Below are 13,708 nucleotides of genomic sequence, written 5' to 3'. Positions count from 1 at the left end.
AACCCAAATCATGAGAGTGAAAAATATAGGAGTACTGGCCGCATTGTTTCTGTTTACCGCCTGTGCCTCAATCCCAAAAGAGACAGTACTATTATCTCAAACCCTCGGCAACGATCTACAGATATTGCATCAATCGCACAACGATATTACCGATCTCTATTTCAAAAAAATTGAAAATGATATTAATTCTTTTGTTGATGATGTTTATGTGCCTTTTGTAATTCATTATGCATTAAAAAGTCAGTTACAGGATTACAAGGACGGAAAACCATGTTTGTACAGTGTAATTGAGCTGGCAGGAAAACAAGAAGGAGAAGAAGAAGCGAAAGCTGCAATTAATGATATGCAGGAATTTCTTGAAGCCGCTCAAAATCAGATATCCGGCAAAAGAAAAGAGTTGCTGTTGCCGATAAAACAGCAGCATTCCGAAATTACCAAATCAATCAATCAGTCGTACGAAAATGCGCTTACTGCCAATCGTACCATTACAGCTTACCTGCAGTCGTTGCGAAAATTAAAAGGAACACAGCAGGAAGCACTTTCAATGATCGGTTTAGAGGGGGCAGATACCCTGCTTACAAATTCATTAGTGAAAGTTTCGGAACAGGTTGAGAAGGCTGTTGCAACGGGGAAAAAAATCGATGCACAAAGCGATGATGCCTACAAACAAATCCAGAAAATAACGAATCAGATAAAAGAGATAACCAATAAAAAACAAAGCAATGGCGAAAAATAAATATGATGATTTATTTGCTGAAGCTGATGCAGCTTTTACCGGCAAATACCAACAGGAATTAAATAAATTAAAAGGATTATCGAAAGAAGAAGTTGATGCTCTTATCCCTAAAACCACCGATCCAAAAATATATTCAGATCTTATAAATGTGGTTGATCAAGCATCGAAAGACAATCTGTCGCAGGCCCAATTAATCCATAACATTAAAGAATTGGGAGATGTAGCTGTTAAAATTGCAAAGAAAATACCACAGTTCGCCGCTTTGCTGTAGCTTATTAATATGCTGATGAGTAGGTGTTTTGCACCTTGACGGCGGTTCTGTTTGAATGGATTTTTTTCACCCTGTCCTTCGTCCCGAATAGTTTCGGGATTCCCTTAAAAAAGGGAGAACAGAACCAGGCCGTTATTGCGAAGCCGAAGCATAAGGCAGTGGCAATCCCTTTCAAATTGAGTGAATCCCCGTTTGAATAAGACCTTGTCAGTGATTTCATATCTTCACAATGGTTTTACCTGCTCCTAAATTGTTTTTGTAATTTGTTCAACCGTAGATAGATTAAAGAACAATACTACTATCTTAAATTAAGTAATAATCTGTCAAGCTATTTCAGGAGAAGACACTATTGCCATCAAGGATAATGCTTGACATGCCAAAAGAGGAAAATCGTCCATTAAGTAGTACTATTAACTTCTGGACAGAGTGGAATGAAAACGATAAAAAAACAGACTATAACAAAGCTGTTGAGAATTATAGAAAACAAAGTAGAAAATAGCCAATTCTTTGTAACCTGTTATATTGTCAAGTTCAACGAGCAAGAACTTAAATCAAAATTTACCATAGAATAAGACTGCTTAAACAAGTGAACAAAATGTGACGATATTACTAGTAGCGGTAAATGATTATAAAGTCTCCTCCCACCCGAGGAGATTTTTTTATGCCTCTATCTGATAATATCCTCCCATTAAGTAAGCACTGTCAGGGCGAAAAGCCACTTACGGGTTAAATCGGTAAAATGGGAAGAAATGAAAGTTCGAAGCTAATTTGCAGCATCCCCCTTCTCCTAATTGCGCATATGTAGTTCTCTCTCCTTCAGGAGAGGGTTAGGGAGAGGTATTTTGATCTGGGCGGTTTGGTGTGTGGTTTTTAAACTGGATAGGTTGGGGAGAGGTATTTCGAAAATGCCAAACAGAGGTTTTTTGATTTTGTGCATGAATGTTTTCTGGTTTAACACCTCATCCCCCCAGCCCCTTCTCCTAAAGTAGAAGGGGGGCATTCCCCTGATTGCGGATTTGCAGTTCTCTCTCCTTCAGGAGAGGGTTAGGGAGAGGTATTTTGATCTGGACGGTTTGGTATGTGGTTTTTAAACCGGATAGTTTAGGGAGAGGTAGTTCGAAAATGCCAAACAGAGGTTTTTTGATTTTTCGAATGAATATTTTCTGGTTTAACACCTCATCCCCCAGCCCCTTCTCCTAAAGTAGAAGGGGGGCATTCCCCTAATTGCGCATTTTCAGTTCCCTCTCCTCCAGGAGAGGGTTAGGGAGAGGTATTTTGATCTGGACGGTTTGGTGTGTGGTTTTTAAACCGGATAGGTTGGGGAGAGGTATTTCGAAAATGCCAAACAGAGTTTTTTTGATTTTGTGCATGAATGTTTTCTGGTTTAACACCTCATCCCCCAGCCCCTTCTCCAAAAGTAGAAGGGGAGCATTCCCCCGATTACGCATTTTTAGTTCTCTCTCCTTCAGGAGAGGGTTAGGGAGAGGTTTTTTGTTTTTCCCTATTTAGCTTTCTTCTAAATAAATTTTGGCGGAAATTATGGGGTGTAAAACTCTAGTGAGCAAGCCAGTGAAGTTGGGAAGTTTTCAAATTATCTCCGCAAAGGCTTCCGTCTTTTAGTCCTCTTCTCATACGCAGTAAACAAACAATCTCATTTCCTAAATCAAATTAGCCATGGCTAAATTTACCAAAGAAGATGCGCTTAGCTATCACGAAGGCACACGTCCCGGAAAAATTGAAGTAATCCCAACCAAACCCCATTCCACCCAATTGGATTTATCGCTGGCCTATTCGCCGGGGGTTGCCGAACCCTGTTTGGCCATTGAGAAAAACCCAAAAGATGTGTACAAGTACACCGCGAAAGGAAATTTGGTGGCGGTGATCTCGAACGGAACGGCTGTTCTGGGTTTGGGCGATATTGGTCCCGAGGCCGGCAAACCGGTAATGGAAGGAAAAGGATTGCTGTTCAAGATTTTTGCCGATATCGATGTGTTCGATATTGAGGTAGATACCAAAGATGTGGATGAGTTTGTGAAGATTGTGAAGGGAATTGCACCCACCTTTGGCGGCATTAATTTAGAGGACATAAAAGCACCGGAGTGTTTCGAGATTGAGGACAGGCTAAAAAAAGAGCTGAAAATTCCCGTAATGCACGACGATCAGCACGGAACAGCCATTATTTCGGCAGCCGCATTGCTGAATGCGACCGAAATTCAGAACAAAAAACTGAGTGATATTCAACTGGTGGTAAACGGAGCCGGGGCATCGGCAGTGGCCTGCACGCGTTTGTATATTTCGCTGGGCGTTAAAAAAGAGAACATTGTAATGGTCGACAGCAAGGGGGTAATTCACGAATCGCGCAGCGATTTAAGTGCCGTTAAAAAGGAATTTGCTACCCGTAAAAATGTTCACACACTAAAGGAAGCCTTAGTAGGGGCAGATATGTTTTTGGGTTTATCGGTAGCCGATGTGCTCGCACCCGGAATGATTATGTCGATGGCAGCCAGACCCATTGTTTTCGCCATGGCCAATCCAAATCCCGAAATTGATTACGATTTGGCCATGGAAACCCGTAAGGATTTGATTATGGCTACCGGCCGGTCCGATCATCCCAATCAGGTAAACAATGTGCTGGGTTTCCCGTTTATTTTCCGCGGCGCATTGGATGTAAAAGCAACGGCAATTAACGAGGCCATGAAGATTGCTGCTGTGCGGGCTTTGGCAGCATTGGCAAAAGAGGATGTACCCGATATGGTGAACATTGCTTATGGCGAAATGAATATGAATTTTGGCCGCGATTACATCATTCCCAAGCCACTCGATCCAAGATTACTGACCATAGTTGCTCCGGCAGTTGCCAAAGCGGCAATGGATTCGGGCATTGCGCATGCTCCCATTACCGATTGGGAGGCTTATAAACTGCAATTGGAAGAGCGTTTGGGCCGCGACAATAAACTAATGAGGGCTTTAACCGATAAAGCCAGAAGGAGTCCGAAACGGGTGGTATTTGCCGAGGGAACTAATTTTAAGGTTCTGAAAGCAGCTGAAACCGTATTGCACGAAGGAATTGCTCAGCCTATTTTACTGGGAAATACGGAATACATCGAAAAATTAATTCAGGAAAACGATCTGGATTTGGGAAATGCACCTGTTATTAATTGGCGGGGAGCAGAGGAAAGAACCCGAAGAGAGGAGTACGCAAAGGTATTGTTTCAGAAACGCAGCCGAAAAGGTTTAACCTATTCCGAGGCCCTCGATAAAATGACGGATCGTAATTATTTTGGTGCCATGATGGTTGAAATGGGAGAGGCCGATGCTTTTATCAGCGGATCGACTTCGAAATATTCTGAAGCCATTCGACCAGGAATTCAAACCGTTGGTATTAAACCCGAAATCAATCACATTGCCGGCATGTATTTAATGATGACCAATAAGGGACCCATTTTTTTCTCTGACACAACGGTGAATCCCCGGCCTGATGCACAAACTTTGGTAGATACTACCTTACTGACTGCCGAAGCGGTTCGCAAATTCAATATCGAACCTGTAATTGCAATGGTTTCCTACTCTAATTTTGGATCGATACGTGAGGGAAGTCCGGTGCGGGTGCAGGAGGCGGTGAAAATTTTGCACCGCGACCACCCCGATTTAATTGTGGATGGTGATATTCAGATGAATTTTGCCTTGAATAACGAACTCAGAACCAAAATGTTTCCGTTCACGAAATTGGAGAACCGGAAAGTAAATACGATTATTTTTCCGAACCTAAGCAGTGGTAATATTGCTTACAAAATTATGCAGGAGTTGGGTGGAGCAGAAGCAATCGGGCCAATTCTACTGGGGATGAATAAATCAATTCACATTGTTCCCCTCGAAAGTTCGGTTCGCGAATTGGTGAATCTGGTTACCATTGCTGTGGTGGATGCGCAGGGACAGTAACAGGTGACAAGTACTTCAAGTGACAAGTAACAAGTAACAAGTAACAAGTACTTCAAGTGACAAGTAATAAGTACTTCAAGTAAAAGTAACAAGTTGCAAGTACTGCAAGTAACAAGATGCAAAACAGTTGAAAAGCTTCAGTTGAATATTTTAGGATTTTCGCTGAAGCTTTTTCCATTAACCGATTCATTTGTTGGATGAATGGTCGATAAATAACTTTTTTTTTCTGCATTCAATCCATGTCTGGAACCGACGGAAATAGATTTGTTTAAGGTTACCAATACAGGATTCTATCGGAATGCAAAAATTAGATATTAAAATTAGATAAACAAAGCAGGCTTGTTTAATTTTCCTTATCCATTGAATATCAGTAAAAAAGATGCATTAGTCAGATAATAGTCTCCTCTTACCAAAATTGTTTAGATTCTTTCTAAGTAAAGAACCTTCAAATTTGTTCTTTAGCAAAAATCTCCCGAAATTTTATTTACCGTTCAAAGAATATGTGAATGGCATTGAAGAAAAAAAGCAGTCTGATTTTTTTTGATGAACAAAATCATTGTTTTTCGAAAGTTTTACTTTTCGATGAATTATTAGATGTAAAAAGATAAGGGTACAGCATCTTTCTGTGACTGAGGAAGCGAAGCTGTGCCCATAAACCAACCACTCCTCCACGAGAGTAGATGCAATAGTCTTCAACCAACTATAGTCTATTTTCCTGCAGACCTTATTTACTTGTCAACCTTAATTCAACTAACATGCAAGCCTTCAAAAGACCTTACTTTTGGCATGCGATCTATACCCGGTCGCGGGCTGAAAAGAGACTTTATAAAGAATTGTGCTCAAAAAATATCGAGTGCTACCTTCCTTTACAAAAAGAGCTCCGACAATGGAGTGATCGTACAAAATGGGTGGAAGAACCCCTTCTTCGGTCCTATTTATTTGTGAAAGTCAGCGAAAGAGAATACTACAATGCTGTTAACTCTGTTTTTGCAGTCAGGTATGTAACTTTCGGTGGCAAAGCTGTGTCTATACCCGAACAACAAATTGAAGCACTCCAACTTTTTTTAGAAGATAAAAACCGCAAGGTTGATCTTTGTTCAGATCATCTGGAAAAAGGAGAGTTGGTTGAAGTTGTTGCAGGTCCTCTAAAAGGCATTCAAGGCGAAATCACACAAATAAAAGGAAAGAATCGGATTGTTATCCGCTTCGATTCTTTAGGAACTTGTGTTTATACAGATATTAGTCTGGATACCATTAAACAAGTTCAACCAGTCACGCACTAAAATTCCAGCAAATCTTATGAATAAAATAGAAATAGTTACCACAATAGGTATGGGGTATATTGGCCTGCCTACGGCTGCTCTTATTGCAAACAGCGGTATTAGGGTTCATGGAGTGGATGTAAACCCAAAGGTAGTTGAGGCCGTGAATGAAGGCCGGATTATTATTGTTGAGCCCGATTTGGATGGTTTGGTAAAAAGAGTGGTGGAGGATGGTTACTTAAGTGCTCACCTGCAGCCTGTGGAAGCCGATGTATATACTGTTGCTGTGCCAACCCCTTTTAAAGGCAATCATGAGCCGGATATTTCCTATGTGCTTGCGGCAGGCAATGCTGTTATTCCTTTACTGAAGGCGGGGGACTTGTTCATAATTGAATCAACATCTCCGGTAGGGACAACTGAGAAGGTAAAAAATTTGATTTATTCAAAACGTCCGGATCTGGAAGGAACAATTTTTATTGCCTATTGTCCGGAACGGGTATTGCCCGGCAATATTATTTATGAATTGGAACACAACGACCGGGTAATTGGTGGTATTAATGAAGAATCGACGGAACGGGCCTGCGAATTCTTTCAAAAATTTGTGACCGGAGAATTGCACCGGACCAATTCAAAAACTGCTGAAATGTGCAAATTGGTTGAGAATTCATCCCGCGATGTACAAATTGCTTTTGCCAACGAACTTTCAATTATTTGCGATAAGGCAGGTATTGATGTTTGGGAGTTGATTGAATTGGCGAACAGGCATCCGCGGGTTAACATTTTAACTCCCGGTTGCGGAGTAGGAGGACACTGCATTGCGGTTGATCCTTACTTTATTGTTTCGGAGTATCCCCTGGAAAGTCAGATTATTGGAAAAGCCAGAGAAATAAACAATTACAAGGCTTTTTGGTGTGTTGAGAAAATTAAGAATGCCAGTCTGCAATTTCAGCTGAAACATGGATACGAACCAAAAATTGCTTTAATGGGAATGGCATTTAAGCCAAATATTGATGATTTGCGCGAATCGCCTGCCAAATACATTGCGCAAAAAGTAATCGGATCCGAACAGAACGGAATCCTGCTTGTTGAACCCAATATTGATTCACATCCTGAATTTGAACTCTCTGATTATAAAAATGCTTTTGATGCTGCAGATATGATTGTTTATTTGGTAGCACACAGTGAATTTTATTCGCTGCCCAAAACAAAGGACAAACTAATTTTAGATTTCTGCGGCGTTACCAACAAGCAAACAGAAGAGATTGAAGCTGTACCTGTAGAAATTGTTGTAAAAGCTTCGAAGCATAAGTAAACAGTTAGCAGTAATCAGTTACTATCTATCAGTTACTGCCTGCCAATGTACCGCTCAGGAACAACCACATTTTTAGGAGCGGAGCAGTAAAAAATATTCACTTTTAAATGAACCGAATTATGAACGGGAATGGAAAATACAGGGTGTTGTTGGTTTTTGGAACCCGCCCCGAAGCCATAAAAATGGCTCCACTGGTAAAAGAATTTCAGAAGTATCCTGATGATTTTGAGACGATTGTTTGTGTAACCGGCCAACATCGCGAAATGCTTGATCAGGTACTTGATTTGTTTGATATTCAACCCGATTACGATCTTGAAATCATGAAGTCCGGTCAGGATTTATATGACATTACCAGCAGGGTGCTTATTGGAATGCGCGATGTGCTGAAAGAAGCCAGTCCCGATTTAGTATTGGTGCACGGCGATACATCCACATCTTCGACAACGGCTTTGGCGGCTTACTATCAGCAAATAGCGGTTGCACATATCGAAGCCGGTTTACGAACCAATAATTTGTATTCGCCATGGCCCGAAGAGGGCAATCGTCAAATTACCGGAAGATTGGCACAATGGCATTTTGCACCTACCATTATGGCTCAGAGAAACCTGATGGATGAAGGAATCAGCAAAAGCAGAATTGTTGTTACCGGCAATACCGTTATCGATGCTTTGCAGTTGACCCTTACCAAAATTCACCGTTCTTCGCGGGTGGTAATGAATATAATTAACGTGCTGCAGGCCAAAGGAATTCCTACCAGTTTAGTGGCCGACTGGGTATACCGTGCACGAAAAATGGTTTTGATAACCGGACATCGCCGCGAGAATTTCGGGAAGGGATTTTTAAATATCTGCGAATCGATTAAATTTTTAGCGGCGAAATATCCTGATGTCGACTTTGTGTATCCGGTTCATTTGAATCCGAATGTGCAGAAACCGGTTTACGATATTTTGGGTAAGAATCCGGTGAACGGAGATGTCGGTGCAAAAAACATTTTCCTGATTGATCCGATTGACTATTTGCCATTTGTTTACATGATGGATCTTTCATACCTGATTTTAACCGATTCGGGAGGAATACAGGAAGAAGCTCCGTTTTTAGGGAAACCGGTTTTGGTGATGAGAGATACAACCGAGCGTCCTGAGGCCTTGTCGGCAGGAACAGTAAAATTGGTTGGAACTGATTCTTATCGGATTATTGAAGCTGTGGAAATGCTTTTCGAGGAGGATGCCATTTACCGAAAAATGTCAACCGCCAGTAATCCTTACGGCGATGGAAATGCATGTATTAGAATAGTACAGGAATTGAAAAAAGCGATTGCAGTTCGGGAAAAAATTGTTGCTTAACTACATTATAAATGTCCGAATTAAAGAGTCAAACCATTAAAGGTGTATTCTGGAGTTTCCTTGAAAAATTTGGAAGCCAGTTCATTCTCCTGATTTCTCAGGTTATACTTGCCAGACTGCTGGAGCCGGAAGATTTTGGTTTGATAGGGATGCTGGCCATCTTTATTGGAGTTTCCCAGGCATTTATCGATAGCGGATTCGATAATGCACTCATTCAGAAAAAGGATGTGAATCAGACCGATTATTCAACGGTTTTTTATTTTAACATCGCAATAGGTTTTGTACTCTACTTCCTGTTATTTGCTGCCGCTCCTTATATTGCCGACTTTTTTCATCAGCCTTTGCTGATAGATTTAACGAGGGTTGTTTGTCTTGTTTTGGCAGTAAACTCTTTTGGCTTAATTCATTTGGTGAAGTTTAAAATTGAAATGAATTTTAAGTCCATTGCTCAGGTGGTAGTAATTGCCAACTTTTTATCGGCTTTTGTAGGAATAGGAATGGCTTTACTCAATCTTGGTGTTTGGGCGCTTGCTGGTCAAATTATTGGCATCTATTTTTTTAGAACTGTTTTGTTTTGGATAAAAAGTTCGTGGCGGCCTTCATTTATTTTTTCCATTCAATCTTTTAAGCAGCTGTTTCGTTTTGGTTCTAAACTGCTGCTGTCCGGCATTATCAGTCAAACTTTCGAGAACATTTACTTAATGGTAATCGGACGAATGTTTTCAGCATCAGCTTTGGGTTTTTACACGCAGGCAAAAAAACTGCAGCAGGTTCCGGTTACTACATTGGCACAGGTGGTGGGAAATGTAACCTTTCCGGCTTTTTCGAAAATTCAGGACGATAACGAAAAGTTGAAACAAGGATTTAGAAAACTGATTAAACTTTTGGTCTTTATTAATTTCCCTCTTATGCTGGGATTGGCTGTGGTCGCCAAACCATTATTGGTATTGGTTTTAGGTGCAAAATGGCTGCCGGCAGTACCTTACTTTCAGTTGTTGTGTATTGCAGGAATGATCTACACTTTGCACGCTTCTAATTTGAATATTTTAAAGGTAAAAGGCCGTTCTGATTTATTCTTGTACCTCGAAATCGTTAAAAAATCGATTGTGATACTTGCAATTATTATCGGATTGAATTGGGGAATAATGGGTTTGGTGATCGGCCAGATCTGTACCTCTTTCATTAGCTTTTTTATCAATGCTTTTTTTACAGGGAAATTGATTGCCTATACCATACCCAATCAACTTAAAGACGTTAGTCAAACCTTTTTAATCAGTCTTTTAATGGTTGCTTTTATGATGACAGGTTGGTTGATCGATAATGAAATTCTTTCTCTCTCTTACCAGATACTTATAGGTATCGGATCTTATTTACTGTTGGCAATAGCAACAAAACAAGAAGCTTTGACCGATGGATTACTGATTTTAAAAGAAGTAATACCCCTAAGAAGATGGAAAAACATAAAATATTAGTTACCCGGCCGCAATTGCCGCCATTAAATGAATTTATCCCTTTGTTAGAGGATATCTGGGACAGCAGGTGGCTGACAAATAATGGCAAATACCATCAGGAATTTGAAAAACAACTGGCCGTTTTTCTTGGAGTACCTTACGTATCCTTATTTTCGAACGGAACGCTGGCCTTAATGGCAGCCTTGCAGTGTCTGAAAATAAAAGGAGAAGTAATTACTACGCCATTCAGTTTTGTTGCCACAACCCACTCTTTATGGTGGAATGGAATAAAACCTGTTTTTGTTGATATTGAAGCTGATTACTGCAATTTGGATGCTAAATTGATTGAGGCCGCAATTACGCCTGAAACAACCGCAATATTGCCTGTTCACGTATATGGAAATCCGTGTGATGTTGATGAGATTCAAAATTTGGCCGACCGATATGGCTTGCGGGTAATTTATGATGCCGCTCATGCTTTTGGCGTGAAATACAAAGGATCCAGTGTTCTGAACTACGGCGATTTATCCATTCTTAGTTTTCATGCAACCAAAGTTTTCAATACCATCGAAGGCGGCGCCATCATCTGTCATGATTTGAAAACAAAAAAGCGAATTGATTATTTGAAAAATTTTGGCATTGCTGATGAAACAACCGTTGTTGCACCTGGCATTAATGCTAAAATGAACGAATTGCAGGCCGCTTACGGAATTCTGCAATTGAAATATTTCGATTCGGCAATTGACGGCAGACAGCACATTACTGAAAAATACCGCGATGGGTTGAAAGATATTGAAGGGGTTCGTTACCTCGAAAATCCGGTGGATGTTGATTACAACTATTCCTATTTTCCCGTTTTCATTGACGAATCGGAGTTCGGCAGATCGAGAGATGATGTATATGAAGAACTGAAAAAGCACAACATTTACGGCCGGCGGTATTTTTACCCTTTAATCAGTGAATTCTCAACATACCGGGGATTGCCGTCAGCAAAAGGTTTGGATATTGCTTACGAGATATCACGACAGGTAATTTGTCTTCCCTTGTATCCTGATTTACCCGATGAAGTGGTTGATACTGTTGTGTCTGTTCTTAAAGGGATGGCGCGGGTTGAGAGCAGAGAAATTGCTGTGAAGATATTGAGTCAGATTAAAAGAAAAATGGAGTAAAGCTATGAACAAGAAGAAGATATTACTACTTGGAGGTTCTTATTTTCAGGTGCCTTCTGTTCTTTCTGCAAAGAAGTTGGACTATCACGTAATTACCTGTGATTTTGCGCCTGAAAATCCCGGGCATCAATATGCCGATGAGTATTACAACATCAGCACTACGGATAAAGAATTGGTGCTCGAATTGGCTAAAAAGCTGGAGATAGATGGTATCGTAGCCTATGCCTCGGATCCTGCAGCACCAACTGCTGCATATGTATCCGAAAAAATGGAGCTGCCGGGGAATTCATACCAATCGGTGAAAATTTTGGCAGAGAAAGATTTATTTAGGAATTTTCTTCAAAAGAATGGATTTAACCTGCCAAAATCGAAAGGCTTTGAAAGCCTGGCAGATGCCTTGCTCGAAATAGATGATTTTACATTTCCGTTGATGGTAAAACCTGTTGATTCATCGGGAAGTAAAGGGGTTCGAAAGATTCATTCGGCGGGGGAGCTGGTAAGTGCTTTTGAATATGCGATGAGTTTTTCCAGAACCAAAAGGATTGTGATGGAGGAGTTTCTTGTTAAGAAAGGACCGCAGATTCATGGTGATGTATTTGTGTGCGGAGGGAAAATATGTTTTTGTTATTTGGGTGATCATCATTTCGATGAAAAAGTAAATCCATTTGTTCCTTACTCTACAACATTGCCATCGATCCATTCCACGGCTGTTTTGAGCCGTATTGAACTGGAACTGCAGCGCTTATTCGATCTTCTTGCTATAAAGCAGGGAGCCTTTAATATTGAAGTTAGAATTGATGAGGATGACCGAATTTTTTTAATGGAAGTCGGTCCTCGCAACGGAGGGAATTTGGTTCCTCAGCTGGAGCAGTATGCAAGCGGATTTAATATGGTGAATGCGACTGTTGAAGCAGCCATGGGAAAGAAAATTATTGTTGATCACATTCACAAAGAAGGCTTTTTTGCTTACTATGTTTTGCACAGCGATCGGGATGGTCTGTTAAAAGAAATAACTATATCTCCGGATTTAACTGAAAATATTCTGGAGAAGCACATTTTTAAAAACATTGGTGATTCGGTGATATCTTTTCAAGGATCGAATGCAACCATTGGCGTTCTTTTACTTCAATTTTCGTCGGAGGATGAGATGTATGAAAAGATAGACAACAGCGAAAAATACATTCAGATTGAACTCGAATCGGAAGGAATAATTTTTGTGAATAATGCGAACACAAATCGCTTAGCTATTTAAGTATGAAAGCAATTGGCGGCTATTTTGAGTTGGAAGTGGTTGGCGGACCAGGATATTACCCGGATCTGCTGCACTTGAATACCGGCAGAAATTGTCTCGAATATTTGCTTCGGGTCGGTAATTTCAAAAAAATATACCTGCCAAAGTTTTCCTGTAAAGTGCTTTTTGAACCCATAAAAAAGTTGAATGTAGAAGCTGAGTTTTATTCAATCGATCAGAATCTGAATCCTGTTTTAGATTTTTCACCAAAGAAGGATGAGGCGGTGCTTTACATCAACTACTTCGGAATTAAAGATGCTGTTCTTGAAGCTTTGAGTTATCAGACCGAGAATCTGATTGTTGACAATTCGCAGGCATTCTTTTCAGATAAAACATCGGCTTTTGGAACATTTTATTCGGCCCGTAAGTTTTTTGGTGTTCCTGACGGCGCTTATTTGTCAAGCAATTTGGTTTTAGAGGAAGAATTAAAAATGGATTATTCGTGGGATAGAATGTCACATTTGCTAAAGCGTTTGGAATTGGGTGCAGAAAGCGGCTATTCCGATTTTCAGAAGAATAGTTTAAAGCTGTCGGGGCAGCCGATTCTGCAGATGTCGGAGCTAAGCAAGTCTCTTTTAAGTCACATTGATTATTCCAAAGTAAAACAAATCAGAGAAGAAAACTTTCGGTATCTGCATCAGCAATTGTCCGGAGTCAATCGATTCAATTTTTCCGATTTGCTCGTAAATGGCCCAATGGTTTATCCTTTGTATGTAGAAAATGAAAATGTGAGAAAGGAATTACTTCAAAATAAAATATTTACAGCCTGCTATTGGCCAAATGTGTTGGAGGAATGTCCGGCAGACAGTTTGGATTACAAGCTGGCAAAATACATCCTTCCTCTTCCTGTCGATCAGAGATACAACAGAGAAGATATGGAGCGGATTTGTAATGTATTACTGGCTGTGTTGTAAAAAAACATTCAATAAATTCA

10 protein-coding genes are annotated in these 13,708 nt (G+C 40.4%); all 10 read left to right on the top strand.

Annotated features, from left to right (window positions below):
* Positions 1–10 precede the first annotated feature (10 nt).
* Positions 11–736, top strand: coding sequence for a hypothetical protein (locus tag GQR60_RS00170; protein ID WP_124991007.1), 726 nt, complete (start codon positions 11–13; stop codon positions 734–736).
* On the top strand, positions 723–1,007 hold the full coding sequence (locus GQR60_RS00165) for a hypothetical protein (RefSeq protein ID WP_124991006.1): 285 nt from the start codon (positions 723–725) through the stop codon (positions 1,005–1,007). The genes GQR60_RS00170 and GQR60_RS00165 overlap by 14 nt, the downstream gene beginning before the upstream one ends.
* A gap of 1,674 nt (positions 1,008–2,681) precedes the next feature.
* The gene (locus tag GQR60_RS00160; protein ID WP_124991005.1) at positions 2,682–4,946 is read left to right on the top strand and encodes an NADP-dependent malic enzyme; all 2,265 of its coding nucleotides are present in this window, start codon (positions 2,682–2,684) and stop codon (positions 4,944–4,946) included.
* 755 nt (positions 4,947–5,701) lie between these two features.
* Positions 5,702–6,229: a UpxY family transcription antiterminator gene (locus GQR60_RS00155; RefSeq protein ID WP_124991004.1), complete on the top strand. Its 528-nt coding sequence runs from the start codon at positions 5,702–5,704 to the stop codon at positions 6,227–6,229.
* Between the two features lie 16 nt (positions 6,230–6,245).
* On the top strand, positions 6,246–7,520 hold the full coding sequence (gene wecC / locus GQR60_RS00150) for a UDP-N-acetyl-D-mannosamine dehydrogenase (RefSeq protein WP_124991003.1): 1,275 nt from the start codon (positions 6,246–6,248) through the stop codon (positions 7,518–7,520).
* Between the two features lie 107 nt (positions 7,521–7,627).
* Positions 7,628–8,863 carry a non-hydrolyzing UDP-N-acetylglucosamine 2-epimerase gene (gene wecB, locus GQR60_RS00145; RefSeq protein WP_225441290.1) on the top strand — a complete coding sequence of 412 codons (1,236 nt, stop codon included), beginning with the start codon at positions 7,628–7,630 and terminating at the stop codon, positions 8,861–8,863.
* Between the two features lie 11 nt (positions 8,864–8,874).
* Positions 8,875–10,335, top strand: a complete 1,461-nt coding sequence (locus GQR60_RS00140; protein ID WP_124991002.1) for an MOP flippase family protein — start codon at positions 8,875–8,877, stop codon at positions 10,333–10,335.
* Positions 10,314–11,483 (top strand): DegT/DnrJ/EryC1/StrS family aminotransferase, encoded by a 1,170-nt coding sequence (locus tag GQR60_RS00135; protein ID WP_124991001.1) that lies wholly within the window; start codon positions 10,314–10,316, stop codon positions 11,481–11,483. Before GQR60_RS00140 ends, GQR60_RS00135 begins: the two co-directional genes overlap by 22 nt.
* Positions 11,484–11,487: 4 nt before the next feature.
* A complete protein-coding gene (locus GQR60_RS00130) occupies positions 11,488–12,735 on the top strand; it encodes an ATP-grasp domain-containing protein (protein ID WP_124991000.1) in 1,248 nt (415 codons plus the stop codon).
* Between the two features lie 2 nt (positions 12,736–12,737).
* Positions 12,738–13,688, top strand: coding sequence for an aspartate aminotransferase family protein (locus tag GQR60_RS00125; protein WP_124990999.1), 951 nt, complete (start codon positions 12,738–12,740; stop codon positions 13,686–13,688).
* The last annotated feature ends 20 nt before the right edge of the window (positions 13,689–13,708 follow it).

This window comes from Labilibaculum euxinicum, assembly GCF_009795715.1.
Classification (GTDB): Bacteria; Bacteroidota; Bacteroidia; order Bacteroidales; family Marinifilaceae; genus Labilibaculum; species Labilibaculum euxinus.
The sequence above is the reverse complement of the archived record's forward strand: the minus strand, read 5'-3'. Positions and strand labels throughout refer to the sequence as shown.

Bases quoted from the DNA above. Each gene is read 5' to 3' on its own strand.
- wecC (WP_124991003.1), top strand. From the start codon at position 6,246: ATGAATAAAATAGAAATAGTTACCACAATAGGTATGGGGTATATTGGC.
- GQR60_RS00170 (WP_124991007.1), top strand. From the start codon at position 11: ATGAGAGTGAAAAATATAGGAGTACTGGCCGCATTGTTTCTGTTTACC.
- GQR60_RS00140 (WP_124991002.1), top strand. From the start codon at position 8,875: ATGTCCGAATTAAAGAGTCAAACCATTAAAGGTGTATTCTGGAGTTTC.
- wecB (WP_225441290.1), top strand. From the start codon at position 7,628: ATGAACCGAATTATGAACGGGAATGGAAAATACAGGGTGTTGTTGGTT.
- GQR60_RS00165 (WP_124991006.1), top strand. From the start codon at position 723: ATGGCGAAAAATAAATATGATGATTTATTTGCTGAAGCTGATGCAGCT.
- GQR60_RS00135 (WP_124991001.1), top strand. From the start codon at position 10,314: ATGGAAAAACATAAAATATTAGTTACCCGGCCGCAATTGCCGCCATTA.
- GQR60_RS00155 (WP_124991004.1), top strand. From the start codon at position 5,702: ATGCAAGCCTTCAAAAGACCTTACTTTTGGCATGCGATCTATACCCGG.
- GQR60_RS00130 (WP_124991000.1), top strand. From the start codon at position 11,488: ATGAACAAGAAGAAGATATTACTACTTGGAGGTTCTTATTTTCAGGTG.
- GQR60_RS00125 (WP_124990999.1), top strand. From the start codon at position 12,738: ATGAAAGCAATTGGCGGCTATTTTGAGTTGGAAGTGGTTGGCGGACCA.
- GQR60_RS00160 (WP_124991005.1), top strand. From the start codon at position 2,682: ATGGCTAAATTTACCAAAGAAGATGCGCTTAGCTATCACGAAGGCACA.